Genomic DNA, 26026 nt, shown 5'->3' with positions numbered 1-26026 from the left:
TTCTAGGAGCGCTTCGCCGAATGTGCCTTATCGCCGAGCTGTCGGGTGAAGTTCCACGCGTCGGTGACGATGGTTTCCAGGTCCGTGCGGGTGGGATTCCACCCGAGCTCGCGCTGAATCTTCTCAGAGGAAGCGATGAGCGTAGCTGGATCGCCTGCGCGGCGCGGGGCCACCTCAGCCGGAATGTCGTGGCCGGTGACCTTGCGGCACATTTCGATGACCTGCTTGACGGAGTACCCATCGCCAGAACCCAAGTTGTAAATGCGGTGGGCGCCAGATTCATTGGACTCGAGGGCAAGCACGTGGGCGTCGGCCAGATCGCAGATATGGATGTAGTCACGCACTGGGGTGCCGTCTGTGGTATCCCAGTCATCACCGAACATGAAAATCTTATCCCGGTGGCCCAAAGCAACTTGCAACACGATGGGGATGAGGTGGGTTTCTACCTCGCGGTTCTCGCCAATATTTCCGTAGGCGCCAGCTACATTGAAATAGCGCAGCGAGGTAGCGCCCAGGCCGTAGGCGTGGGCAAAGGACGTGATCATGTAGTCGATGGCCAGCTTGGTCGCACCATACGGATTGGTGGGCTGGGTTGGCATGTCTTCCGTAATCGGGACCTGGTCAGGCTCACCGTAGGTTGCAGCGGTGGAGGAAAAGACGAGGTTTTTGACGTCGTTATCGCGCATGGCATTAAGCAGCATCAGGGTAGTAACTACGTTGTGCTGCCAGTACTCATCTGGTTTTTCCACGGATTCGCCCACCAAGGAGCGTGCAGCGAAGTGAATGACGCCTTCGAAGCCACCTTCGCCCAGGACATCGGCAGCCTTGTCCGCGACGTCGCCCTCGATGAGGCGGGCGGCTTCCGGAACGGCCTCACGGTTGCCGGTGGAGAAATTATCGATGATGGTTACGTCATGGCCCTGCTCAACTAATACTGCGGCGCAGACGCTGCCCACGTAGCCGGCGCCACCGGTGATGAGAAGTTTCATGGCTATACCTCCACGCGCACTGCGTGCGCCAAATCGTCGGAAAGCACGACGCTGCCACCTTCCGGTGTCGACAGTGTAATCGTGCCGCTGTTATTGACTACAGACACCTTGGCGCCCACACGGATTCCAGCATCGGTGAGTTCTTGGAAGGTGCCATCATCAACCTGCAGGATTTCATTGACCTGGATGACGGTCGCGGAGATTTGCTCGCCATTGGGGAGATCGACCGCGCGGGTGCCCTGGTCCGGCTGCGTAACATCGAAGCCAAGTGCAGATAGCGCCGGAATAGGATTGCCAAAAGGCGACCGCGTCGGATCATCGAGAACGGCAACCATGCGCTTTTCCACCTCTTCACTCATCACATGCTCCCACCGGCAGGCCTCGTCGTGAACCTTGGCAATGTCGAGCCCCAGGACGTCGGTAAGCAAACGCTCTGCCAACCGGTGCTTGCGCATGACTGCGGTAGCTAGGTCGCGGCCCTTGTCCGTGAGATCCAAACTGCGGTCGGTGCGCACGTGCAAAAGGCCATCGCGCTCCATGCGAGCTACAGTCTGAGAGACCGTAGGCCCGGACTGCTCCAAACGCTCCGCAATGCGGGCGCGTAGGGGAGTAATGCCTTCTTCCTCTAGCTCGTAGATGGTCCGCAGATACATCTCCGTTGTATCAACTAGGTCCCTCACGTGGGCATACCTTTCTGTGTGAATACCGTTACGCGGCTATAGTCCCGCCCAAGAACGGGAAAGCGCTTTCTAGACTCTGCAGTCCAGATTAGCCTACCCAAGGCTTGGCTCGCCGCTAGGAACCAAGCCGATGCCTTATCAACGCCAAACCCCGAGCCCATGGCGGTACGTTGCCAAATGGGCCCGGGGAGAGGATGCGCTGCCGAATGCAGTAGGCGTGGATTACAAAGCGTACTCGCGCAGGCGATCGGCGCGGTTTCCATCGCGCAGCTTTGCCATGACTTCGCGCTCAATCTGGCGTACACGCTCGCGTGAAAGGCCGAAGCGGCGACCAATCTGATCCAAGGTGCGCGGAACACCATCATCGAGGCCATAACGCAGGCGGATGACGTCCTGCTCGCGTTTCTCTAAGGTGTCAATCACACCGCGGATATCAGAATGGCGCATAGATGCGACGACCGCAGTTTCAGCATCGGTAGCTTCTGCATCTTCAATGAAGTCGCCCAAAGGAGCTTCTTCATCGGTACCTACCGGCATATCGAGAGAGACCGGATCGCGTGACTGGCGCAGCAGCATTTCAATCTTGTTCTCATCAATACCGGATTCTTCCGAAAGCTCCTCGTTGGTAGCTTCGCGGCCCAATGATTGATACATCTCGCGCTTAATACGAGAAAGCTTGTTAACCTGCTCAACCAAGTGGACTGGGAGGCGAATGGTGCGGGACTGGTCAGCCATGCCGCGGGTAATCGCCTGACGGATCCACCAAGTGGCGTAAGTGGAGAACTTGAATCCCTTGGCGTAATCGAACTTCTCCATTGCGCGGATAAGGCCTAGGTTGCCCTCCTGGATGAGATCCAGCAGTGGCATACCGCGGCCGGTGTAGCGCTTGGCCAGCGAGACAACGAGGCGCAGGTTGGCTTCGAGCAGGTGGGAGCGTGCCTTCTTGCCTTCGCGGGCGAGGATCTTTAGGTCGCGTTTTTCGGCACGGGTGAGCTTTTCTGCGTTATTGAGCTTGTACTCCGCGTACAGTCCAACCTCGATGGCCTGAGCGAGTTCTACCTCATCTTCCGCGCTGAGCAGTGCGGTCTTGCCGATGCCGTTGAGATAAACGCGGACGAGGTCGGCAGAAGGATTATCGTTGGTTTGGTTGCGGCGAGATCCGCGGTCTACTTCCTGTTCTTCATCAGTAGTGGCACTTGAAGTGCCCTTGGCGGTGGTGGCAGATGTCTTCGTCATAGTGAAGCCTCCTGAATTTGTCGCCGGTTTCACAAAGTACAACGGAGTCTTTAGCGATTTAGTTCCCGGTGCAGAGAGAATTGTTAAAAACAGTTGGTCCCCGTGGTACAAATCCACCTTTTCGGGGGAGAGGTACCACGGGGAACGGTTACGAGCTGCGAATAGCTTGGTATGTGGAACTACTATCCGCGCACCTGGACGAGGTAGCGGTAGATAGTCGGTTCAGATACGCCTAGGCGCGTCGCTGCCGCGGCAATTCCGCCTTTAAGAAGGAAGAATCCTGCATCCTCAAGGTCAGAGACCACTTCGAGTCGCTCCTCGCGCTGCATGCGAGGTACTGGCGTGCTCTGGTTAGAAATTGCGGAATTCAACATGGAATCTAGAAGGTTCTCCACGTTGGAACGCAAAGACTCGCTGACTTCTTCCTTCTCTGGCTCCTCTTCCGCAGCCTCGTCTTCTGGAACCGGGTCTGGTACCGCGACGGGTCGTTGCGGCTGTTCTTCCGTGCCGGGGTAGCCGCCGAAGGCCTTCGACTTATCAAATGCGGGATCATCGGCGTTGCCGATAAGTGCGGCGGCGGCATCGCGAATGTGTACCAACTCGGAGACATCAACATTGATGCACAGCATGCCGCGCATATGGCCAGAGTCGTCTCGGATGAAATAACTAGAAGAGCGGCAAATTTTGCCTTCCGCATTGAGGGCGCGGTAGCCGGTCATCATGGGGATTGCTGCGGCATCGCCTTGTTTCATAAACCACAGAGCGAAATCGGTCACGGGGCCGCCTAGCTGCCGGCCAGAGATGTGGCCGTTGGCGATGGCCATGATGGATTTATCGGGAACGTCGAGATCGTGCAGCACGATTTCGGTGTTGGGGCCCATTGCCTTACCGAGGAATTCGACGAGGGGAATGTACTGCTCGAGGAAGTTTTCTTCGGAGGCACTGCCGCTAGGGAAATTCATTAGCTGAAGCATGTCCTTTAATTCCTGTCAGGTTATAGAGAAGATATCACACGGAAGCGAATAGGCGGAAGGGGGAGTAGCGCCAAGAAAGCCGGATGAACACAAGCGGCTTAGCGCTGTGCTCACCCGGCTCATCGCTTCTTTACAGGGTGGTCTCTATCCACACACCGGAACTGGCGGGTGAACTGCTAGGGCCAGGCCACCTTGTGAGGTTTCCCTGTACTTGGCGTTCATATCCTTACCAGTCTTATACATGGTCCAGATGACTTCGTCCAAAGAAACGCATGGCTTGCTCTCGCGTTCCAGCGCCATGCGGGCGCTGGTGATGGAGTCAACGGCAGCGACAGCGTTGCGCTCAATGCAGGGTACCTGAACCTGTCCAAGGACTGGGTCACAGGTCAGGCCCAGCTTGTGCTCCATGCCAATCTCGGCTGCAATGCAAACCTGCTCTGGGGTAGCGCCCATGAGCTGGGCGAGACCGCCAGCAGCCATGGAGCACGCTACACCAACCTCTCCCTGGCAGCCGACCTCAGCGCCAGAGATGGAAGCGTTCATCTTGTACAGGGAAGCAATCTGGTTGCAGGCGAAGATGTAATCAGCAAACATCTCGGTGGTAACGGGCTCAACGAACTTGTCGTAGTAAGCCAGTACTGCCGGGACAACGCCGCAGGCGCCGTTCGTAGGTGCGGTGACAACGCGGCCGCAGGATGCATTCTCTTCAGAGATAGCCAGTGCGAACATATTGACCCAGCTGAGGATGTTCAGACCATCGTGCGGTTCGGACTGCTCCAGGCGGCGCCTGAGGGCAGCGGCGCGGCGGGGGACAAGGAGGGAGCCTGGGAGCGGGCCGTCGGTAGCGGAGCCGCGCTTGATGCCGGTGTACATGACATCGCGAACCTTGCGCAGGTGCTCATTGACCTCTTCTTCGGAACGAAGTGCCAACTCGTTGGCAAGGCCTAGCTCCGGGAGGGTCATGTTGTTCTTCTCGCACAGCTCGAGCATTTCTGCGGCGCTGGCGTACGGGAAGGGGATATCAACCTTGACGTCCGTGCGCTTGGCAAAGTCTTCCTGCTTGACAATGAAACCGCCGCCGACTGAGTAGTAGGTCTTGTGCAGGATGTCTTCTTCGCCGGCGAAGGCGATAAGACACATTCCGTTTTCGTGCATTGGCAGGTACTCGTCGTGGAAGAAGAAGCCGCCGTCCTTGGGGAATTCCACCTCGTGGGAGCCGCCCAGCATGAGCTTCTCGCTGCTGCGGACATTCTTCATGAATTCGGAGATGCCGTCGATATCAACCGTCTCTGGCTCTTCACCAGCGAGGCCGAGGAGGATGGCCTTGTCGGTGGAGTGGCCGATACCCGTGAGGGAGAGGGAGCCGTAGACATTTGCCTGAACTCGAGTGACCTTGTCTAAGAGATCCTTTTCCTTGAGCTCGTCCACGAAAGCTTTGCCGGCTTTCATTGGGCCAAGGGTGTGTGAGCTTGAGGGGCCGATGCCAATCTTGAACATATCGAAGATGCTGATGAACATTGTTCTTTCCTTGAATCCTCTGCGATTTTCTCGTCTGCGGCGGTGCTTAGAAAGCCTGGACGATGGAGTAGATGATGGTTGCTAGGGCGACGAGGCCCATGAAGAAGACGAAGTAGTTGGAAGCCTTGCCCTTGTAGCGCTTCAGCGCTGGGACCTTGTGGATGGCGACCATTGGGATGATGAAGAGCATGATGGCAATCGTCGGGCCACACAGGGTTTCAATCATGCCCAGGATGGATGGGTCAGCCCAAGCGACGAGCCAAGCGGTGACCAGCATGAAGATGAGGGTGATGGTATCGAGCTTGTGGGCGGACTCTGCGTCGTCCTTGCTTGCGTTCTTGCTGCCCTTGACGACGAGACCTTCGAAGCCTTCGGCTGCGCCGAGGTAGTGGCCGAGGAAGGACTTAGCAACTGCAATCATGGCGATGACTGGGGCAATCCACTGGATAAGTGGGTTATCGAAGTGGTTGGCCAAGTAGGACAGGATGGTGATGTTTTGTGCCTTAGCTTCCGCCATGTCAGCCGGGGAGAGGCTCAGAGCGCAGGAGAAGACGAAGAACATAACCACGACGACCATGAGGATTTCTGCGCGGAGCAAGGTCTTGCGGGACTTGGCCTCAGCGAACTTGCCGTAGGTCTGGCGGCGGTCAACGGCGAAGGAGGAAATCATCGGGGAGTGGTTGAAGGAGAAGACCATAACCGGAACCAGCAGCATCAGGGTAACGCCCATGCTGTGGCCAGAAGCCTCGCGAGCAACGTTGAGGTCGAAGGAATCAAAGAGCGCGGTATTCCACTTCGGGATGAGGTAGAGGGAAAGCAGAACCAAGATGCCGATGAATGGGTATACCAAATAGGACATGACGTGAACTACGACGTCCTTGCCCATGCGGACGATTAGGATGAGGCCGCCTACCAGCAGGAGGGAGGTAAGCCAGCGGTCCGGAGGAGTAATTCCGAGCTGGTGCTCCAGGAAGGAGTTGACCGTGTTGGTGATGGTGACCGAGTAGACCAGCAGGATGGGGTAGACCGACAGGAAGTACAGGACGTTCATGAGCACACCAGCCTTTTTGCCAAAGTGCTCTTCCACGACGTCCGTGAGGTCACCGTCTGGCTTGGAACTGGACAGTACCAAGCGGGTCATTCCGCGGTGAGCCCAGTAGGTCATAGGCAGTGCTAAGACCGTCATGATGATAAGCGGGATGATGCCACCAATGCCGGCGTTAATGGGGAGGAAGAGGACACCAGCGCCGATTGCGGTGCCGAACAGGGAGAGCATCCATACGGTGTCTTCCTTATTCCACTTCGGTGCACCCTTCTGGCCATCGAACGGGGTGTCAATGCCAGGGGCTGGTGCGGATTCCTTGGAGGAGGGAGCTGCCTTGGAGGCCTTGAGATCCTCAGGCATCTCAGCCTGGTTTTCTGGGTGTTGGGCTTTGTTGCGCCGCGTGATTGAGTGGGACATTTTCTTTCCTACATCTAGTTGGTCGGCCGAAGCGTTTGGGCTTCTGCAACCATGATTGAGAAAAATTTTCTCAATCAATTTTGCGTTTGTAGGATTTTGAGAATCTATCTCGTATCCTGCGTGTCCAGCCCTTTTGCTTCGCTGTGCCTTCAGTATAGAACAAAATCTTGCAGAATGATAATAAATTATTGCACTGCGAGTAGGGCATTTATCACTCTCTGAGAATTTGCATTCCCCAGCGCTTTATGGCTTGCTCTACGCAAAATCCAGAAAAGTGGTTTGGGTCACGGAATCGTTTGTAAAAGGGCCTGCTTAACACGATTTTCAGATCTCGTGGGGCGGAAATTGAGGGTGCGGGCTAGGTCTCTACCAAGACGGTGAAAGGTCCTTCGTTCACAGAGGAAACGCGCATTTTAGCCCCGAATTGGCCTGTTTCTACTGACACGCCGCGTTCCCTGAGGTTCGCAATAATCGCCGCGATGACCGGTTCGGCCTCGGGTCCTGGAGCGGCATCCGCCCACGAAGGGCGTCGTCCTTTGGCGGTGCTGCCGTACAAAGTAAATTGGCTCACCACAAGCACGGGCGCTCCGGCATCAATGACTGACACTTCGCCATCAAGAATGCGCAGTTCTGCAATCTTGCGTGCCATTTTCTCAGCGCGGGGCTGCCAATCATCCATATCCTCGCGCGAGACCCCAATTAGAGCGAGAAGGCCACCGGTTTCGGGACTAGCAATGGCCCCTACGGTTTCTCCATCGACGCTCACTGTGGCCTCCGATACCCGAGTCAAAACTGCGCGCATGGTTTACTTCTCCTTATAAAACGAGTGGGGGGACAGTGTGGATCTAGCTGAGGTCCGGCGAATCGGTATCCAAGAGGAGATCAGTTGGGATAAGCAGGCCATGTCGGACCATATCGATCACGGCGGGTAGGGCAGCAGTAGTAAGTTCTGCTTCGTCGAATCCGTACGCCGCCGCATACAGGCCAATGGTTTCTTCCAGGTTCAAGCCTTGTGGGTTGAGTCCGGCGACTATGGCAGCGATATGTTCATCTACTTCGTGGCTCCAGCGCGGACCGTCGGTGCGAGTAAGACGTAGAGCGGCCCGTGTAAAGCCCTGGCCCAATTCCCCATCTGGGGTGCTGATATCTTCGCGTGCCAGCCCCGGGCGCACGTGGAAGTGCTTTCCCTGTAGCTCGCCGGGTACTAGGTCGCGCAACCACGCCACGCGGGCAAAGTATTCTTCTACTTCAGGGCCAAGTGGGTCGCTAAAGGCCTGCGGCATTTCTTCGGCCAAGATATCGGCAGGTTCATCGTCGCCGATGCGTTGGATAGCGACAAATCCAAAGCCAATGCCATTGACCTCATGTTGCTGAAAATGTTCCAGCCAGGCGCGTGAGCGTTCTTGTCCTTCAGAGGAGCGTACATCCAGGGATTCGTCTTCGAGCCAGGTGGACACATAGAGTGCGGGATCGGCTACGTCGCGCTGAATGATCCAGGCGGCAATTCCTTTGTCCGGCAGCCAGGAAGCAACGCGTTGCTGCCAGGTCTCGCCGCTGGTGTGTACCCAAGCGGCCAGAAGGTGAGCCGTTCCGCCAGGGGTTAGGTGGTCGGCGGCCCGAGAGACAACTAGCTCGCTGGCACCGTCCAGGTTTAACCCGGAATCGCGGTAGACGTGGCCAACTTCGGGAAGACCAACGACAAAAGGTGGGTTAGCTACGAGGCGGTCAAAGCGGCGGCCGGCTACGGGGTCGAACCACGAACCTTGCAGCAATTCCACTTTCTCGCTATCGCCAGTAGCGGCAATGGTAGCCTCGGCCAGCTTCAACGCACGCTCATGCACGTCGGTGGCGGTAATCTTTTCAGCGCAATCGAGCTGCCCCAGCAATTGGACGCCCGAGCCAGTGCCTAGATCTAAGACGCTGCCCACTGGGCTTACTGGTGTGGATTGCAGTAGGGAGAGGCTTGCCGCGCCAACGCCAAGCACATGGTCTGGGCCAGGTACGTGGTCGACCAAGGAGGCGTCGACGTCGGAGAAGATGAGACGGTTGGCGCCAACGATGGTGTGGGGGCGGATATCGAGGGCAATGTAGGCCTTGCCATGGGCGTCGGCAACCGCAACATTGGCATCCAGCAACTGGGTAGCCAGGCGCGCGCCTACCGCCTCGCCCAAAAGCGTGGCCGGCAGGTGTTGATGCAGGAGGAAGAAACGGATCAAAAGGTCCAATTGAGATTCGCTGTGCGCGGCGAGCGCAACTGGTGCGGGTTCGCCGCGGAAGAGGGCCTCGGTAACTTCCGGACCTAGGTGCCCGGCTACGCCATCGGTAGTAAAACCGGCGGCGGTAAAGACGTCGGAAAGCTCTGCGGCCAGCTTGGCTAGCGCGGGGGCATCAAAGTCGGGGCCAAAAGCGGTCGTCATGTAGGCAGGAATCCTTTACTCTTCTTCGTGATCGATGATGTCGTGGTGTGCCTCAATAGGCCGAGCGGTGCCGCCGGATACCTGTGGGGCGTGGGCCTGGCTATAAAGCTGCCGGTTCATGGCTGGCTTGTACACGTTTTTCTCGCGCTTATCCTTCTTTTCACCCCGGCCGTTGCCAATCACCACGGCTATCCAGGGGAGGGGAAATGTCACGCCCACAATGATGGCGGCTAAAAGCCACCAATGCATATAAAGGAAATAGCCGGCGATGAGCAGGGAAGGAACGCGCAAAAACTGGAAGATTCCGTACCGAATTTCGCGGCGCTTGCGGTCCTGGCCAGGCGTGAGCTTGGCATCTGTGATGAGATAGCGCTCTTTTTTGCCAAACAACCTAGACTCGGCTCCCCTCGTGCGCGTCGGAGTTCCCTCGATAAGGGGAGTGGGGCGCAGTGGCCGGCGTGCATGACGTGTACATGTTCTCCAAGGGTAGCCGCCTGACTCGCAAAGTTCGATGCCGATGCGGCAAAATGGAGTGCGTGACTACGACTACGAAGACAATTGAACGGCCAGATATTCGTGAAGACACTTCGACGACGGATAATGACACGCCGAAGTTCTTCCACTACGTCAAAAAGGATCACATCCTCGATTCCGCGGTGAACGGCAAGTACGTCGTTGCGCTGTGCGGCGAAACTTTCCCGGTGACCAAGCAGGCAAAGCCGGGTTCTCCGGTGTGCCCCGATTGTGAGCGTGTGTATAAGGGTCTGCGCCGCAAGTGAGGACTTTTAAAAAGACTAACCTTCGCGCCTGGCAGCAATCCGCCCTCGATAAATTCCTCGCCACTAAGCCGCAGGACTTCATGGCGGTGGCGACCCCGGGCGCCGGAAAGACTACCTTCGCACTGCGCATTGCCACCGAGCTTATGGAAGACCGCACGGTCGAACGCGTCATCGTGGTGGTGCCCACCGAACACCTCAAGACCCAGTGGTCTAGCGCTGCCGCTCGCGTAGGTCTGGCTCTAGATCCGGCGTTTAGCAATTCCTCTGCCGTTAATCCCTCCATGGACGGCATTGTGGTGACCTATGCGCAGGTGGGTATGCACCCCTTTAAGCACCGCGCGGTGGCCTCTGCTCGGCGGACTTTGGTAATTCTTGATGAGATTCACCATGCAGGCGACGCTAAGAGCTGGGGCGATGGCGTCAAGGAAGCCTATGACGATGTCAACCACCGGCTGGCTTTGACCGGTACGCCTTTCCGCTCCGATGACTCGCCCATTCCCTTCGTCCAATACGTAGACGATGGGGAGGGGCACAAGGTATCCCGCTCGGACCATACCTATGGCTATGGCGATGCGCTTGCCGACGGCGTCGTGCGCCCCGTCGTCTTCCTCAGCTACTCCGGCGAATCCCGCTGGCGCGACAGCGCCGGCGAGGAACACGTCGCGCGCTTAGGAGACATTCTCAATCCGGAGCAGACCGCGCGTGCTTGGCGTACTGCCCTGGACCCGAAGGGCGAGTGGATCCCCACGGTCCTGCAGGCGGCGCACACCCGGCTGATGCAGATGCGCCGCAACATGCCGGATGCTGGCGGCCTCGTGCTGGCAACCGACACGACGACGGCGCGTGCCTACGCCAAGATCCTCAAGCAGATCTCCAACACCCCGGTCTCCGTCATCCTGTCCGATGACCCGGGTTCGTCCGCGCGCATTGCCGAGTTCTCTGAATCCACCGACGAGTGGATGGTGGCCGTGCGCATGGTGTCTGAGGGCGTCGACGTCCCCCGCCTCGCCGTGGGTGTCTACGCCACCTCGGCGTCCACCCCGCTCTTCTTCGCGCAGGCCATCGGTCGCTTCGTCCGCTCCCGCATGCCGGGAGAGACCGCCTCAGTATTCCTGCCCTCCGTACCGGTTTTGTTGGGCCTGGCGGAGAATATGGAAAAGCAGCGCGATCACGTCCTCGGCGGGGAGAAGAACCCCGACAAGGAGGGCTGGGACGACGAGCTGCTTGAGGATGCCAATAAGAAGAAGTCCGAGCCCGACATGCTCGAGCCTTCTTATGAGTCCCTCGGCGCGGAGGCAGAGTTCTCCGGCCTGCTGTACAACGGCTCCCAGTTCAACACCGGAGCAATCACTGACGAGGACGAGGACTTCCTGGGCATTCCGGGGCTTCTCGACGCCGACCAGGTCAAGGACCTGTTGCGCAAGAAGCAGTCGGAAGAGATGGACCGCCGCGAGGCCGAGGAGAAGGCGCGCCGGGCTGCAGAGGCAGCCGAGGAACAGCGTCGCAAGCTCTACGGCACCCCGCACGCGCCGAAGCGTGGGGGACAGGCGGGTGCCGCGGGGGCGGCACCAAGCTCTGCCGGCTCCGATGCCGGAACGGTGGATGAAATCTCGGCGCTGCGCAAGGAACTCAACACCGTCGTGTCTATCACCGCGCAGCGCACCGGACGCCCGCACGGCGCCATTCACACCGAAGCACGCAAGGCCTGCGGCGGGCCGCCCACCGCGCTGTGCGACGCCGAGCAGCTTCGCGAGCGCATCGACTACCTGCGCAAGTGGTAAACGCTTCGAGAAGCGTCCGCTGAGTCTCAGCGGAGGTGCGCCGAACGTGCGTCTGAAAATGTGAACGGTGTAAATGTTTTTAGGAAGAGTAAGCTCGATATCATCCTGCCCGTAGGCCTTTGGCTTAAGAAGATCCAAGGAGATGGATGATGAAGAAGCTCATCAACTCGCCGGAAAACGTTGTTGCTGAATCTGTTGAAGGATTCGCGCAGGCACACAAAGACATCGTCACGCGTGCAACTGACCCTCTATTCGTAAGCCGCAAAGAGAAAAAGGAGAGCGGCAAGGTCGCCGTCGTTTCTGGCGGCGGTTCGGGACACGAGCCGCTCCACGCGGGATTCGTTGGCCATGGCATGCTCGACGCTGCTGTTCCCGGTGCGATGTTTACCTCACCGACGCCGGATGCGATTCAAGCAGCAACCAACGCCGTCAATGCCGGCGCGGGCGTGCTTTACATTGTTAAGAACTACACGGGGGACGTCCTCAACTTCGATACGGCGGCTGAACTCGCCGAGTTTGATGACATTGAGGTCAGCCAGGCCATCGTAGATGACGATGTCGCCGTTGAGGACTCAACGTATACCGCTGGCCGCCGCGGCGTGGCTGGAACCCTTCTCGTGGAGAAGCTGGCGGGCGCGGCCGCCGAGCGAGGCGATGACCTTGCTGCCGTTACTGCTGTCGCAAAGAAAGTAGTGGAGAACACTGCCACTATGGGGGCAGCATTGTCTGCGTGCACCGTGCCCCATGTGGGAAAGCCCTCCTTTGATTTGGGGGAGGACGAGGTCGAGTTGGGCGTCGGTATTCACGGTGAACCCGGCCGGAAAGAAATCCCGATTGTTTCTGCTGACGACGTAACGGATCACCTGCTGGATCCCATCCTGGCGGACCTTAAACTGAGTGAAGGCGAGCGCACCATCGTTGTGGTAAACGGCATGGGAGCTACGCCTGCTTCGGAACTCTATGTGGTCTACCGCCGTGTGGCTCAACGTCTCAAGGACGCGGGCGTGACCATCGAGAGATCACTCGTGGGTGACTTCGTTACTAGCTTGGATATGGCGGGTTGTTCTGTCACCGTGATGCGCGCTGATGATCAAGATATTGCGCTGTTCGACGCCCCCTGCCACACCGCCGCTCTACGCAAAGGAATGTAATCATGACTAACCTTTCAACTGTTTGGGCACAGGACTGGATGAAGAACTGTGCTGCAGCCGCCCATGACCATCGTGATGAGCTCATCGAGCTAGACCGTGTAATTGGTGACAGCGACCATGGTGAAAACGTCGACCGCGGTTTCCGTGCCGTGGTGGACAAGGTTGCTGCCGAAACCACTGAAGACGGCTCGACCGTTGTGGACGTGCTCAAGCTCACCGCCAAAACTCTGATGTCCACTGTTGGTGGTGCCTCCGGGCCTCTGTTGGGCACCGCGTTCTTACGTGCTGCTAAGGCAGCCGGCTCTGGTGATCTCGATGCCTCTACAGCGGCTGCAGTTATCGAAGCCGCCGCTGAAGGAATCACCTCGCGAGGCAAGGCCACGGAGGGGGAGAAGACGATGGTTGATGCTTGGGCTCCTGCTGCCCGTGCTGCCCGTGAAGCAGCAAATGCCGGACGCAGCCCAGCTGAGGTTCTGCGCGCGGCTGCCGAAGCCGCAGCCGAAGGCGCCGAGGCTACCATCTCAATGGTGGCGACGAAGGGACGTGCCTCCTATCTGGGAGAGCGATCCGTAGGGCACAAGGACCCAGGTGCGGCGTCCACCGCGCTCTTTCTAGCAGCGGCTGCCGACGCAGCCTCGAGCGCAGTGACTGAAGACAGCGGCAACAACAAAGCAGAGGAGGCTTAGACGATGCCACAACCACACGTTGGCCTCGTACTCGTTTCTCATTCGGCCAAACTTGTCGAAGGTCTCGCGGAACTCGCAGCCCAGATGGCCTCGGACGTCACCATCCGCACAGCTGGTGGACTCGAAGACGGGGGAATTGGAACCTCGTATGACCTCATCGAATCTGCCATCACCGACCTCCTAAGTCAGGAGCTCGGTGTGGTTGTTCTCACTGACTTAGGCTCAGCCACGATGACAGTGGAGTCTGTACTGGAGTTCCTAGAAGATGATCCGGTGACTTTCGTTGATGCACCGTTGGTGGAGGCCGCCATTGCTGCGGCTACGTCTGCGCAACAAGGAGATGACCTTGCCGCCGTAGCCACGGCAGCAGCACAGGCCATTGATATCTTTGTCGCATCGAATTCTTCCCGCTCGGCGACAACTGACGAAAGCACTGCGAGTGCAACATCAGAAACGGGAGAGTCATATAAGCGAACCGTCACTGTTGCGGACGCAGCGGGCCTGCATGCCCGGCCCGCTTCAAAAGTCGCTGAAATGGCGGCGACGGCAGACGGTGACATCGTCATTGCTTACGATGGTGAGGACGCTGAAGCAGATTCAGCAATGATGCTGATGTCTCTCGGCGCGCCTCATGGCGCGTCAGTCACCGTCAGCGGAGAAGCTGGTGACTCTGCCCTTGTCGACCAGATTGCTGACGGTATCGCTCAGGGACTCGACGAGTAAGTCAAGAGTACTTCCACGGGTGCCATGATATGAGGGGTAAATGGCCCGCCCGTGGTGGTTTCGTGCCCTGACTGGTTGGATAGCGGTTGAGGTGGAACGCGGCTAAGTTCCCGTGAAAGCGCAAAACCCTGAACCAACCAAATCCAGCGAATCGGTATGGCAACACCGGCAAGTTCCTACTACGCGCCTCATGCGGATGCTTATGGAGCCGGCCCAAGGCCGGCTCTTACTTCACGAATTCCGCGTCGGCGTAGACGGGGAAGATCTCACGAGAGAAGTTGTGTTCGCCTTCGATGCTCGCCGTAGAGGGAATCCCGCAGGTTCCTATAAGCGCGGTAACAGTTGTCGTGCTTTCGGCGGCTCTTCTACAGTCCATCCTGAAGGAGCTTAGATCAAAAGCGGCGAGGGATACGTAATCTCCTCGCCGCTCTCCCTTTTCGCAAGGGCTACATGCAACTAGTCCAAGTAGTCACGCAGGACCTGCGAGCGCGACGGGTGGCGCAGCTTCGACATCGTCTTGGACTCGATTTGGCGGATACGCTCGCGGGTAACGCCGTAGACCTGACCAATCTCGTCTAAAGTGCGCGGCATGCCGTCCGTGAGGCCGAAGCGCAGGCGAACCACGCCGGCTTCGCGCTCCGACAGGGTGGTGAGCACGTCCTGGAGCTGGTCCTGCAGCAGGGTGAAGGACACGGCGTCGACAGCAATGACTGCCTCGGAGTCCTCAATGAAGTCACCCAGCTGGCTATCGCCCTCATCACCAATGGTCTGGTCCAGGGAAATGGGCTCACGGGCGTACTGCTGGATCTCCAGCACCTTCTCCTCGGTGATGTCCATCTCCTTGGCCAGCTCCTGCGGGGTGGGCTCGCGGCCCAAGTCCTGCAGCAGCTCGCGCTGGATGCGTCCGAGCTTGTTGATGACTTCCACCATGTGTACCGGGATACGAATGGTGCGGGCCTGGTCCGCCATGGCGCGGGTAATCGCCTGGCGGATCCACCACGTGGCGTAGGTGGAGAACTTGTAGCCCTTGGTGTAGTCGAACTTCTCCACGGCGCGGATAAGGCCCAAGTTGCCTTCCTGAATGAGGTCCAAGAAAGCCATGCCACGGCCGGTGTAGCGCTTGGCCAAGGAAACCACCAGACGCAGGTTGGCCTCCAGTAGGTGGTTCTTGGCCTTGCGGCCATCGCGGGCGATGCTGCGCAGGTCGCGCTTTTCCATGGGGGAGAGCTTGGCAGCCTTATCGCCTTCGGCGCGGGCTTTTTCCATCTCATCCATGCGGTGCTGTGCGTACAGGCCAGCCTCGATGCGCTTTGCTAGGGAAACCTCTTGCTCGGCGTTGAGCAGGGCGACCTTACCAATCTGCTTGAGGTAGGCACGAACGGAGTCAGCAGAGGCGGTTAACTGCGCATCCTTGCGTGCCTGACGCAGCGCAGCGGATTCTTCCTCGTCCCAGACGGAAGAGGAGTCTTCCTCTTCTTCCTCATCGTCGTCGTCCAAGTCCTCTTCGAGGTCTTCGCCGGCGTCGAAGTCATCATCGTCTTCGATGTCCGCATTGGTGGGATCGAAGTCGACGTCTTCGTCGTGCTCGTCCTCCTCGAGCTCCTCTTCTGCTTCCGGCTGTGCCTGCTTTTCGGACTCGGCTGGCGATTCCTGCTTCTTTGCCGCGGATTTGCGGACCGTCTTCTTAGTGGCCTTTTTGGCAGACTTCTTAGTGGTCTTCTTGGCCGACTTTTTGGCGGTCTTCTTCGCAGTCTTCTTGGCTGTTTTCTTAGCGGTCTTTTTGGCCGTCTTCTTAGCCGTCTTTTTCGCGGTTTTCTTTGCCGTCTTCTTGGCGGTCTTCTTTGCAGGAGTAGATGCCTCAGCGGCGTTTTCGCCCTCGCCGAGTGCCTGGTCTGAAGATTCAGTGGCTGCCACGTACGCCCTTTCGACTAACTTCTTGATTGAAACAGCTCTGTGCGCCCTAGTCGGGTGCTCGTGCATCAGTGTGATGTTAGCGCGTTGTGGCCTTATGCAGGCCAGACACGCCCTAGAGCTATTTAACTTAGGATCGACCGCCCAGTATAGAGGATCTTTCCAATCTGCCGGTGGATAGGGTCACCTGCAGTGCGTAAATATTACGGTTTCAAACCGTCTACCGCCGCCATCGCAGCGCCGACAATTCCTGCGCGATTGCGCAGTTGTGCAGGCATGACGAGGGTTTCAATATCAAGGTGTGGGCCCCATTTTTCAAACTTGCGGGAAATCCCACCCCCGATGAGGAAGGCCTGCGGGTTAAAGAGCTTTTCATATTCCGCGAGGACCTTGTTGAGCCGTTTAGTCCACTGCTTGTACTTGAGTCCCTCGCGTTCCTTTACGGCCGAGGACGCAATCTTCTCAGCCTCGTCATCGCCCACCGTGAGGTGTCCCAGTTCGGTATTAGGGAACAACTGGCCGTCCAGGAAGAAGGCCGACCCAATACCGGTGCCCAGGGTTAGGAAGATTACGGAGCCCTGCTTGGCGATGTCCTCTCCGTAGGCGACCTCGGCTAGTCCCGCCGCGTCGGCGTCGTTAAGCACGACAAAATCTGCATCGAGGTAGTCCGCAAAGAGTTCTGTGGCGTTGACCCCAATCCAGTCCTTGGAAATATTTGCCGCAGTCTCGACTTCTTGGTTGCGAACCACGGAAGGCAGGGTGATGCCAACGGGGCCGTCCCACTTCTTTTCCTGCACGATGTGGGCTACCACCTTGGCAACATCGTGCGGCGTAGATGGCTGTGGGGTGGCGATCTTCATGCGTTCACCTACGAATTCGCCGGTGGCAAGGTCCACCTCAGCGCCTTTAATGCCGGAGCCGCCGATATCGATGCCGAAGGAATGGCCAGAAAGAGTAGTCATGCCCGATAGTCTAGAAGAAGGCACAATAGTTGGCATGACTGAGCAGATCGATTTTCTCCACTTGCGGGATTTTGCCGTTTCTACCGCCACGCGGGCTGCGGAATTAATTACTGCGCGGCGCGCAGAACTCGTAGCAGGCGACGGCATCGCGGCGCATACTCACACCAAGTCCAGTGACGTAGATCCAGTAACGGAGGTCGATACCGCGACAGAGGAGTTCATTGCCACCACCATCCGCACCCAACGCCCCGGGGACGGAATCTTTGGCGAAGAAGGCGCCAATGTGGAATCGACGAGTGGTGTTACCTGGATTGTCGATCCGATTGACGGCACCGTGAATTTCCTCTACGGGGTGCCGGACTACGCCGTATCTATTGGTGCAGAATACCAAGGGCACCTCGTAGCTGGCGTGGTGGTCAACGTGGCGCGCGGGCGCACCTATGCTGCCGCAGCCGGCCGAGGTGCCACGGTCACCGGCCCAGACGGAATTGAGCACGCACTGCGGTGTGGCGAGACACAAGATCCTGCGTTGGCCTTGGTAGCCACCGGCTTTGGTTACGAAGCTGACCGGCGAGCAGCCCAAGCCGAGCTCCTCACCAAGCTCCTGCCTAATGTGCGTGATATTCGCCGCATCGGCGCTGCCGCGCTCGACCTATGCAGAGTGGCAGAGGGAACCGTTGATGCCTACTTTGAGCACGGCATCAATGCGTGGGACTTCGCTGCTGGGGCAATCATTGCTCGCGAGGCAGGTGCGGTGGTGCGCCATCCAGGCTTTGATAAAGGCTCCGCTGACGGTGAACTTACCTGGGCCGCGGGGGCAGATTTGGCCCCCGCATTCGAAAAGCTTTTAGCAGCGCACAGGGCCACGGACGCGCTGCGGGGGGGTAATAGTTTCCCACGCCGGCGAGCGGTGAGATGACATCGAGCCATTTGTGCTTTACTATGCGCGATCGATAAATACCCATTCCTTGAAGCAACTTGACCATTAGGGGCGTGCATTATGGCCACCGATTATGACGCACCGCGCCGGCGCGCGGAAGATGAACTCGAAACTGACTCCCTAGAAGGACTCAAAGCCGCTGAGGGCGATAACAACGGCATGGACGATGACGGAGAAATCGTCGAAGCCTTCCAGCCGCCATCAGTAGACCTCACGGGCGAGGAGCTTAATGTTGAGGTAGTTCCACGTCAGGAAAATGAGTTTACCTGCGGTTCGTGTTTCCTAGTGCAGTCAAATAAGCGTTACTCCCACGAAGAGGACGGCCAGCCAATCTGCAAGGATTGCGCCTAAAGGAATACGCAGCAGAAACGAAACCCCGCACTCGGCAACTTTTCATCTGCCGAGTGCGGGGTTTGTTGTAGCAGCTACCACATTTTCTGTGGTGTGCGAAGTCAATAAAGATTAGTGCTGTTCCGGAACGAAAGCGTGGAGCAAAGCCTCCGGATCCTTCGAGGCGATGAGCCAATAAGGAGTATCATCTTCTGGATCATCGAGCACCATCATGGCGTGCTCATCCACCCAAGCGTGGGAAACCAAAAACGCTGCGGGATCGAACTGCGGACCCAGCGCATTGCGCCGCGCAGATTTAGGAACGGTGATAGACCGCGACACGACGTCGTTAGGCAATTGGGCATCTTTGACCGTGAGCCAACGCGTTCCATCCGGGTCACGCTCTACCTTGATGACTGTATTGGACCAGGTAATAAGCACCCATACGGCGATAGCACCAAGGAGGATCGCGGGAATAATGGTCCACCACATGGAGCGGTTAAGGCCAGCGGTAGCGGAAGTAAGCCCCACGATGGCGGCTGCAAAAAGCCAAAAGTACCAAGGGACCCATTGGCGTTCGCGGTAGAGCACCTGAGGAGCCACCGTGCCCTGTGCCGAAGCGGCGCTTGACGGTGCCGGAGTTGCGGAAGTAGCAGATGTATCAGACACGTCTAGTCAGTCTAGACCACACGCGCCGCAGAATGAACCTTCCAAGGCAGGTAGGATTGGCCAGGTGACTGACTCGATTCCGCATTCTCAATCAGAAAGCCCCTTTGGGGACGTTAAAGTCAAGCGCCTAGATAAGGAGCTTCCGTTGCCGCACCGCGCCCACCGTGGCGACGCCGGTGCGGACCTCTATGCAGCTGAAGCTCTTACCCTGCAACCCGGCGAGCGCGCCCTCGTCGGCACCGGGATTGCCATTGCGCTGCCACTAGGAACGGTCGGTTTAATTCACCCGCGCTCCGGACTAGCCGCCAAGCAAGGGCTTTCCGTTGTCAATACCCCGGGCACGGTGGATGCCGATTACCGCGGGGAGATCAAGGTCTGCCTCATCAACCACGACCGGCATACTCCTATTGAGATCGAACGCGGAATGCGCATCGCTCAGCTCGTGGTCCAGCGCGTAGAGCTGGTGGGGTTTGCTGAGGTTGCAGAATTGGATGACACCGTCCGCGGAGCCGACGGCTATGGCTCTACCGGTGTGTAGTTCAAGCAGTAGAGACTCAACGAAACTTTTAGAAAGGACGTAGCACCCATGGGAATCTGGCCCTTTGGCAAGAAGAACGACGAAGAAAAGAAGGCTCAGGAAAAGCCTGCAGCACAAAGCGAAAAGCCGGCGGACCCCACGTCCGCAGATGCGGAGGCGCAGGAGACCTATGCTCCAGTAGGCGACACCGCAGCAGATGCCGCGGCGGCTTCTGGCAATGAACCCCGCGAATTCGCCCATGATGCGATCAATGGCCAGACCGGCCCCTTTGATGGCGACTCCGTCGATATCGAGACCTTCGATTTCAGCGACTTTTCCATTGGCGTATTAGATTTGGGGTCCCTGCGCATCCCACTGCCAAAGGAATCCCAGGTACAAGTGGAAATGGGCGAACAAGGCCCACGAATGCTACACATCGTGACCAAGGTAGGCCGAATTACTCCAGTAGCCTTTGCTGCCCCACGTAAGCCAGGCCAGTGGGCAGAATCCGTAGAGGAAATCAAGGAGGGCATGAGCCGCGACGGACTTACCGTTACTACCGAGCCAGGCCCTTGGGGTGCTGAGGTCGTAGGCAAGAACGACAACGGTCAGGTCCGCGTTATCGGCGCAGATGGTCCGCGCTGGATGCTGCGCATGACCCTAGCCGCGCCGGCCGGTATGGAAGCAGACCTAGCAGACATGGCCCGCGAGGTTGCTGCCCGTACCTTCGTCTACCGCGGGGAAGACCCCATCCTGGCGGGAAATGCTTTGCCGGTCATCATGCCCGAGCAGCTCGTAGAGCAGGTCAAGCAGGCCATGGACCAGCGCCAGCAAGAACAGCAGGCAGCCGCTAATGCTCAACACCACTCAGAAAACGGCGGGGGCGGCCCCGACCCTGCGGCAGAAGCAGAGGCGGAGCAACACTTGCGCGATTTGGGTGGTACCCCACAACAGGGTGAGAATGGATCGTCCCCGCAGAAGCCCGATGAGGGCTCTGCACCTAATTCCAAGAACTAGGCAAAGCAGTAAACCACGTGACACATTCTTCCTCGCCGCAACCTTCCCCGGACGCTAAGAACCTGGACTCTGAGGAGTCTGCTGCCGAACCCACCCTGCTGGAGCAAATGGGAGGCTTATCAGGGCTCATCTCGGCGACCTTGCCGGTCATTGTGCTGATTCCTGTCAATAACTTCTTTGGGCTGGGGCCAGCCTTAGCGGCGGCGCTCGGCGTGGCCGTTGTTATTGCACTTTGGAGGGTAATCCGTAAAGAGACCCTGCAGCCAGCTATATCGGGTCTGCTGGGAGTGGCTCTTTGCGCAGCCATCGCCTGGTTTACCGGTGATGCAAAAGGGTATTTCTTGTACGGCATCTGGATGTCGTTGGCGCTGTGCATTGCCGCGGTACTATCAATCCTTTTTCGGTGGCCCGCTGTGGGTGTCATCTGGAAGGGGATCAATGGCGAGGAGATGCAGTGGCAAAAGATTCCAGAGGCGCGCCGGGCTTATGCCATCGCTACTGGTGGGTGGGCGGTCATCTTCCTGGCCCGTTTTGTTGTTCAGCGCGCCATTTATGATGCGGATGCAACCACGGCCTTAGGGGTGACCCGAATCCTGATGGGGTGGCCATTGACGCTTCTAGTTACGGCGCTGACCGTGTGGATGGTGCGCCGCGCGGATGCTGCCGTTGACGCAGCGGCGGGCGCAGGTGAGCACACTAACGCAGAACGAGAACAAAAGTCTGAGGCAGAAAATGATTGAATCAACGATGAGCCGTGGCGATAGTTTTGAGGTCACCATTGACCGCATGGCGCATGGCGGGGAAGGAATTGGCCAGGCGCCGGATGGGCGAGTGGTATTTGTCCCCCGCGCTTTTCCTGGCGACGTCGTAAAAGCTACGGCCGGCCGTGTAAAGAAGTCGTTCATTAAGGCAGACCTGGAAAGCGTACTAAGCCCTGGGGCGTTGCGCGTTCCATCGTCATGTCCTGCGGCCGCGCAAGGAGCAGGCTGCTGTGATTTCGCCGAGCTGGATCCCGCGGCCGAAACCGGAATCAAGGCAGAGATCTTGTCGGAGCAGCTGCGCCGCACTGGCGTTGTCACCAGCGAGGAACTGAAAATTGAGCAGTACACCTTAGAGCCGGTTCGGGGATGGCGCACGCGGGTGAGGTGGGGCGTCGACAAGCAAGGGCGCGCCGGAACCCGTCAGCGTAGGTCCAATGAGCTTGTTACGGGCGCTGCGTGTACGCAACTGGCTCCGGGATTGGCAGAGGGGCTCGTTGGAGAGGGCGCGCGCCGGTTTACCCCAGGTGCTGAGGTTATCGCCGTTTTCGATGGCGAGGGCAACCGCCACGTGGTAGAAACCCGCAAGGCCCCGCGCGGGCGCCGTGTGGAGACCATCCGTGAGGTGGTAGAAGGCAGCGGCAAGGTGCACGAGCATGTCGCCGGGCGGGCGTTTAGCTTTCCTGCTACCGCCTTCTGGCAGGCCCACAGCCACGCTCCGGCCGCGTATACCGATCTGATAGCGGAGTGGCTCGGGGGCCGCGAGTACCAAGAGCACACCGCCTGGGATCTCTACGGTGGCGTCGGCCTCTTCGTTCCAGTATTGGCCCACGCCGTGCAGGGCAAGGTTATCTCCGTGGATTACTCACCGGCGGCTACGGCCGGGGAACAGGCCGGCCTGGCGGACTGCGATGTGGAAGTAAAGTCCGCGAAGGTAGAGCACGTCGCCGCACAGCTTCGCAAGCCTGGCGCTGTAGTCCTTGATCCGCCGCGCACCGGAGCAGGGGAGGACGTGATTCGTTCCGTGGCGGCCGCTGCACCCCAGGCGGTCGTTCACGTGGGATGTGACCCCGCCACTTTCGCGCGCGACTTGGGATACTGGAACCAGCACGGATACGGAATAGAAAAGATGGCACTCATTAACGCGTTCCCCGGAACGCACCACTTTGAAACGATTGCTCTCATTACCCCTGCCTAAGGAGCCTTTATAGCTCCGAGGCGGGGTGTGGCACGTTGCCGCGCCGTTCTCGGAACATTGACCGATATAATATTCACCGCCCGCCGCGGGTACGGTAGAAAAGAAGAACTAAGCACAGAAGGAGTTGAAGGCCGCTCCATGACTATCTTGGATACCATTAACTCGCCGCAGGACCTTAAGGCACTGTCTGCAGACAAGCTTGAGGAGCTGGCGGCAGAGATTCGGCAGCGCCTCATTGACAAGGTCTCCGTCACGGGCGGACATCTGGGACCTAACTTGGGCGTAGTGGAACTGACTATTGCGTTGCACCGCGTATTTGATTCTCCGCGCGAGCCAATTATTTTTGACACTTCGCACCAGTCCTATGTGCATAAGATGTTGACTGGGCGCACGGATCAATTCGATACCTTGCGGCAAAAGGACGGCCTTTCGGGGTATACGGACCGCGGCGAATCCGAGCATGACTGGACCGAGTCCTCCCACGCTTCGGCGTCGCTGTCTACGGTCGATGGCTTGTCTAAGGCCTTCAAGATTCGCGGCGACGGTCACCACAATGTCATCGGTGTCGTCGGCGATGGCGCCCTCACCGGCGGCATGTGCTGGGAGGCGTTAAACAATATCTCTGAGGATAAGGGGCGCAATGCGGTCATCGTGGTCAATGACAACGGCCGTAGCTATTCGCCCACTATCGGTGGCATTTCCGAAAACCTAGGCCGCATCCGCTCCCAGCACGGTTATGACGAGCTCATGGAACAGGGTAAGCGCCGCCTGAAGCAAATGGGATGGGTAGGCGAGCGTGCCTTTGATGCCTTGCACGCCATGAAGGAAGGCGTCAAGTCCACCGTCTTGCCTACCGAGATGTTTCCGGAACTGGGGATGAAGTACATCGGCCCCATCAACGGGCACGATCTCGATGGCTTGGTGCATGCCCTGACTTATGCCCGCGATTATGACGGGCCCATCATCGTGCACGTGGTTACCGAAAAGGGCCACGGTTTTGCCCCAGCCGTCAATGAGCCGAAGGACCAGATGCACTCCACCGGTGCTATCGATCCGGTCACCGGTGTGGCTAAGGGCACCAAGCAACCTGGCTGGACGGCCGCCTTTTCAGAGGAGCTGGTAGCCGCTGCTGAAAAGCGCGATGACATCGTTGCCATTACCGCTGCTATGGCCGGACCAACTGGGCTTGCTCCCTTCCAAGAGCGCTTCCCAGAGCGGTTCTTTGATGTGGGAATTGCCGAGCAGCACGCAATGACCTCTGCCTCTGGTTTGGCGCTCGGCGGGATGCACCCCGTCGTGGCGGTATATTCCACCTTCTTAAACCGGGCCGTGGACCAGGTCATTATGGATATTGCGCTGCTAAAGCTGCCGGTAACCATCGTGCTTGACCGCTCCGGAGTTACCGGTTCCGATGGCGCTTCGCACAATGGCGTGTGGGATATGGCGCTCATGAGCATTGTGCCGGGCATGCATATTGCCGCCCCGCGCGATGGCGCGCGCCTGCGGGAGCTCTTCCGTGAGTCGCTAGAGATTGAATCTGGTCCGTCCGTGGTCCGCTTCCCTAAGGGCAACCTGCTGCCGGATATGGGAGCGGTGGATACGTTGGGAGATGGTGTAGACATCCTGCACTATGGCGAAGCCGATGCCGGCGAGGACATCCCTGAGGTACTCATCGTTTCCATCGGCGCCATGTCCGCTCGCAGCATCGAGGCTGCAAAGCTGCTCGGCGAGCAGGGCGTGAACGTTACCGTTGTTGACCCACGTTGGGTAGCGCCGGTGGCAAGCTCTGTGGTGGCTCTCGCCGCTGACCACGACTTGGTGGTTACTGCAGAAGACGGCCTTGTACGCGGCGGTATTGGCTCCATGATTTCGGAGGCCCTCAGCGCAGCCGAGGTCGATACTCCTGTGCGCCGACTCGGCGTTCCGGGGTATTTCCCTAAGCACGGCTCCCGCGGCGAGGTTTTGGAAGAATTTGGGCTAACGCCGGAGCTTATGGCGGCGTCGATAAGCGAGTGGCTAGAAAACCTCACTGCTGATGCCAACGCGCGAGGAGAAGAGAACTAAACCTATCCTGCTAAATATTCCTAGAAAGGCCGTCCACGATAATCGGGGCGGTCATTTCTATTTGCCATTCGCGCGCGCCCTCCGCGCGGAGGAAGGCAGCGACGTCGCCTGGCTGGCGAATGGCACCGGCGACAGAATCAGGTCCGCGGTGGCGCTTATCGGCGCGTACACCTACCTTCGCCCATACCGCTGCACGCAAAGCGGCCGGGCGGATAAGGAGTTCGGATGGCATACCGAGTTCAGTGGCGAGATCGGCGATGTCCGCGCGGATAGTTTGGTATATCTCCCATAGGTTCGGGTAATCCTTGGCCCAGATGGTTTTGGAAGGAACCGGTTGTGGGGCGCGATGGACGCGAGGCCGCTGCTGCGGGGGAACGGCGCGCGCCTGGTGAAGGACAGCCATCCACTGGGCGGTCGCGCCCTTGCGCCGGCGGGGAAATCCCTTGACTCGGGCAAGATCGCCGGCGGTGGTGGGAAGGGCGCGTGCAATTTCTACCAGCGTCTTATTTGCTAATACCCGGCCGGGCGCAGTGTCCGTGCGCCGAGCGATAGCGTCGCGCTTAAACCACAGCGCTCGAGCAGCAGCGAGCTGAGTGCCGCTGCGCAAACTGGAGATGCCTTTCAGATCGCGCCACGTGGGCGGCTGGGGAGCGAAGTCTCCGGAATGTTCTTGGACTATGGCGGAAAACTCCTCTAAAGCCCAGTCCATCTTGTCTTGTTCGGCCAGAATGTCGCGCAGGGCTTCGGCTAGCTCGAGGAGCAGTTCCACATCGAGCGCGGCGTATGCCTTGAGTTCCTCGCTGAGCTGCGGGGTGGACCAGTCGGCGTCGCCGTAGCCCTTTTCCAATTCGACGTCAAAAAGCTCTGCGACCATAGTGCCCAGATTGGGCCGTTCAAATCCCGCGAGCCGCGCTGCCAGTTCCGTGTCAAAGATGGAGCCAGGAAATAGACCGAGCCACCCGAGACAAGGCAAATCCGAATGGGCGGCGTGAATAATCCACTCCGTGCCGTTGAGCACTGGGGCAAGGGCGGCCGTGAGCTCCTCGCGGTGGCCTTCAGGGGCAAAAAGCATCGTGCCCGCGCCGCGGCGGCGAATTTGCACTACGAAGGCGCGATCATCGTAGCGATAGCCGGAGGCGCGCTCGGTGTCGATGGCAAAGGGGCCCGTACCTGCGGCGAGGCGGGCCGCGGCAGCGGTGAATCCCTCCGGGGTGGCAAGAACCGGCGGGATGCCCTCGAGCGGCCGGCTGCGGAATTCTGGCAT

General features: G+C 58.6%; 25 protein-coding genes. 12 read left to right on the top strand and 13 right to left on the bottom strand.

What is annotated here, in order from left to right; genetic code table 11:
* Nucleotides 1–2: 2 nt before the first annotated feature.
* The 9 genes from galE to RAE04_RS00395 form a co-directional block, all read right to left on the bottom strand.
* Complete coding sequence (galE, locus tag RAE04_RS00435) at nucleotides 3–989, bottom strand: UDP-glucose 4-epimerase GalE (RefSeq protein WP_317026053.1); 987 nt, start codon at nucleotides 987–989, stop codon at nucleotides 3–5.
* 2 nt (nucleotides 990–991) lie between these two features.
* On the bottom strand, nucleotides 992–1669 hold the full coding sequence (locus RAE04_RS00430; RefSeq protein WP_317026052.1) for a metal-dependent transcriptional regulator: 678 nt from the start codon (nucleotides 1667–1669) through the stop codon (nucleotides 992–994).
* A 222-nt stretch (nucleotides 1670–1891) separates the two neighbouring features.
* Entirely contained in the window at nucleotides 1892–2905 is a 1014-nt protein-coding gene (locus tag RAE04_RS00425) for a sigma-70 family RNA polymerase sigma factor (RefSeq protein ID WP_005325073.1), read from the bottom strand.
* A gap of 182 nt (nucleotides 2906–3087) precedes the next feature.
* Nucleotides 3088–3879, bottom strand: coding sequence for a transcriptional regulator (locus RAE04_RS00420; RefSeq protein WP_410493244.1), 792 nt, complete (start codon nucleotides 3877–3879; stop codon nucleotides 3088–3090).
* Between the two features lie 144 nt (nucleotides 3880–4023).
* On the bottom strand, nucleotides 4024–5397 hold the full coding sequence (locus tag RAE04_RS00415; protein ID WP_317026050.1) for an L-serine ammonia-lyase: 1374 nt from the start codon (nucleotides 5395–5397) through the stop codon (nucleotides 4024–4026).
* Nucleotides 5398–5443: 46 nt separating this feature from the next.
* Nucleotides 5444–6859 (bottom strand): HAAAP family serine/threonine permease, encoded by a 1416-nt coding sequence (locus RAE04_RS00410; RefSeq protein WP_317026049.1) that lies wholly within the window; start codon nucleotides 6857–6859, stop codon nucleotides 5444–5446.
* Between the two features lie 358 nt (nucleotides 6860–7217).
* Nucleotides 7218–7661, bottom strand: a complete 444-nt coding sequence (gene dtd, locus RAE04_RS00405) for a D-aminoacyl-tRNA deacylase (protein WP_317026048.1) — start codon at nucleotides 7659–7661, stop codon at nucleotides 7218–7220.
* Between the two features lie 43 nt (nucleotides 7662–7704).
* On the bottom strand, nucleotides 7705–9276 hold the full coding sequence (locus tag RAE04_RS00400; RefSeq protein ID WP_317026047.1) for a class I SAM-dependent methyltransferase: 1572 nt from the start codon (nucleotides 9274–9276) through the stop codon (nucleotides 7705–7707).
* A gap of 15 nt (nucleotides 9277–9291) precedes the next feature.
* A complete protein-coding gene (locus tag RAE04_RS00395; protein ID WP_239281982.1) occupies nucleotides 9292–9666 on the bottom strand; it encodes a DUF3099 domain-containing protein in 375 nt (124 codons plus the stop codon).
* Nucleotides 9667–9803: 137 nt separating this feature from the next.
* On the opposite strand from RAE04_RS00395, the gene RAE04_RS00390 reads away from it, so the two are divergent.
* The 5 genes from RAE04_RS00390 to dhaM all read left to right on the top strand — a co-directional run bounded on the left by RAE04_RS00390 (nucleotide 9804) and on the right by dhaM (nucleotide 14396).
* Entirely contained in the window at nucleotides 9804–10055 is a 252-nt protein-coding gene (locus tag RAE04_RS00390) for a DUF3039 domain-containing protein (protein ID WP_005325062.1), read from the top strand.
* Nucleotides 10052–11836 carry a DEAD/DEAH box helicase gene (locus tag RAE04_RS00385; RefSeq protein ID WP_317026046.1) on the top strand — a complete coding sequence of 595 codons (1785 nt, stop codon included), beginning with the start codon at nucleotides 10052–10054 and terminating at the stop codon, nucleotides 11834–11836. The genes RAE04_RS00390 and RAE04_RS00385 overlap by 4 nt, the downstream gene beginning before the upstream one ends.
* Before the next feature lie 149 nt (nucleotides 11837–11985).
* Complete coding sequence (dhaK, locus tag RAE04_RS00380; protein WP_317026262.1) at nucleotides 11986–12987, top strand: dihydroxyacetone kinase subunit DhaK; 1002 nt, start codon at nucleotides 11986–11988, stop codon at nucleotides 12985–12987.
* Between the two features lie 2 nt (nucleotides 12988–12989).
* Nucleotides 12990–13673, top strand: coding sequence for a dihydroxyacetone kinase subunit DhaL (gene dhaL / locus RAE04_RS00375; protein ID WP_023022662.1), 684 nt, complete (start codon nucleotides 12990–12992; stop codon nucleotides 13671–13673).
* A gap of 3 nt (nucleotides 13674–13676) precedes the next feature.
* The gene (gene dhaM, locus RAE04_RS00370; RefSeq protein ID WP_317026045.1) at nucleotides 13677–14396 is read left to right on the top strand and encodes a dihydroxyacetone kinase phosphoryl donor subunit DhaM; all 720 of its coding nucleotides are present in this window, start codon (nucleotides 13677–13679) and stop codon (nucleotides 14394–14396) included.
* A 456-nt stretch (nucleotides 14397–14852) separates the two neighbouring features.
* On the opposite strand, the gene RAE04_RS00365 is transcribed toward dhaM, so the two are convergent.
* Both RAE04_RS00365 and ppgK read right to left on the bottom strand, forming a co-directional pair.
* On the bottom strand, nucleotides 14853–16376 hold the full coding sequence (locus tag RAE04_RS00365) for an RNA polymerase sigma factor (protein WP_193393090.1): 1524 nt from the start codon (nucleotides 16374–16376) through the stop codon (nucleotides 14853–14855).
* Nucleotides 16377–16510: 134 nt separating this feature from the next.
* A complete protein-coding gene (ppgK, locus tag RAE04_RS00360) occupies nucleotides 16511–17269 on the bottom strand; it encodes a polyphosphate--glucose phosphotransferase (RefSeq protein WP_317026044.1) in 759 nt (252 codons plus the stop codon).
* On the opposite strand from ppgK, the gene RAE04_RS00355 reads away from it, so the two are divergent.
* Complete coding sequence (locus tag RAE04_RS00355) at nucleotides 17268–18188, top strand: inositol monophosphatase family protein (RefSeq protein WP_408933091.1); 921 nt, start codon at nucleotides 17268–17270, stop codon at nucleotides 18186–18188. The two genes, ppgK and RAE04_RS00355, sit on opposite strands and share 2 nt — an antisense overlap.
* 81 nt (nucleotides 18189–18269) lie before the next feature.
* On the top strand, nucleotides 18270–18560 hold the full coding sequence (locus RAE04_RS00350; RefSeq protein WP_049377389.1) for a DUF4193 domain-containing protein: 291 nt from the start codon (nucleotides 18270–18272) through the stop codon (nucleotides 18558–18560).
* A 111-nt stretch (nucleotides 18561–18671) separates the two neighbouring features.
* Here the strand turns inward: RAE04_RS00350 and RAE04_RS00345 are convergent, their stop codons facing one another.
* On the bottom strand, nucleotides 18672–19208 hold the full coding sequence (locus RAE04_RS00345; protein ID WP_049377388.1) for a DUF3093 domain-containing protein: 537 nt from the start codon (nucleotides 19206–19208) through the stop codon (nucleotides 18672–18674).
* Between the two features lie 64 nt (nucleotides 19209–19272).
* On the opposite strand from RAE04_RS00345, the gene dut reads away from it, so the two are divergent.
* From dut to dxs, 5 genes are all read left to right on the top strand, one after another.
* Nucleotides 19273–19746 carry a dUTP diphosphatase gene (dut, locus tag RAE04_RS00340; protein ID WP_317026042.1) on the top strand — a complete coding sequence of 158 codons (474 nt, stop codon included), beginning with the start codon at nucleotides 19273–19275 and terminating at the stop codon, nucleotides 19744–19746.
* A 48-nt stretch (nucleotides 19747–19794) separates the two neighbouring features.
* Entirely contained in the window at nucleotides 19795–20742 is a 948-nt protein-coding gene (locus RAE04_RS00335; RefSeq protein ID WP_317026041.1) for a DUF3710 domain-containing protein, read from the top strand.
* Nucleotides 20743–20759: 17 nt separating this feature from the next.
* Nucleotides 20760–21482, top strand: a complete 723-nt coding sequence (locus RAE04_RS00330; RefSeq protein ID WP_408933092.1) for a DUF3159 domain-containing protein — start codon at nucleotides 20760–20762, stop codon at nucleotides 21480–21482.
* The gene (locus RAE04_RS00325) at nucleotides 21475–22698 is read left to right on the top strand and encodes a class I SAM-dependent RNA methyltransferase (RefSeq protein ID WP_317026040.1); all 1224 of its coding nucleotides are present in this window, start codon (nucleotides 21475–21477) and stop codon (nucleotides 22696–22698) included. Before RAE04_RS00330 ends, RAE04_RS00325 begins: the two co-directional genes overlap by 8 nt.
* A 138-nt stretch (nucleotides 22699–22836) precedes the next feature.
* Nucleotides 22837–24762 (top strand): 1-deoxy-D-xylulose-5-phosphate synthase, encoded by a 1926-nt coding sequence (gene dxs / locus RAE04_RS00320; RefSeq protein WP_317026039.1) that lies wholly within the window; start codon nucleotides 22837–22839, stop codon nucleotides 24760–24762.
* 10 nt (nucleotides 24763–24772) lie between these two features.
* On the opposite strand, the gene RAE04_RS00315 is transcribed toward dxs, so the two are convergent.
* Nucleotides 24773–26026 carry an HRDC domain-containing protein gene (locus RAE04_RS00315; RefSeq protein WP_317026038.1) on the bottom strand — a complete coding sequence of 418 codons (1254 nt, stop codon included), beginning with the start codon at nucleotides 26024–26026 and terminating at the stop codon, nucleotides 24773–24775.

The organism is Corynebacterium sp. CTNIH16 (assembly GCF_032821655.1).
Classification (GTDB): Bacteria; Actinomycetota; Actinomycetes; order Mycobacteriales; family Mycobacteriaceae; genus Corynebacterium; species Corynebacterium marquesiae.
The sequence above is the reverse complement of the archived record's forward strand: the minus strand, read 5'-3'. Positions and strand labels throughout refer to the sequence as shown.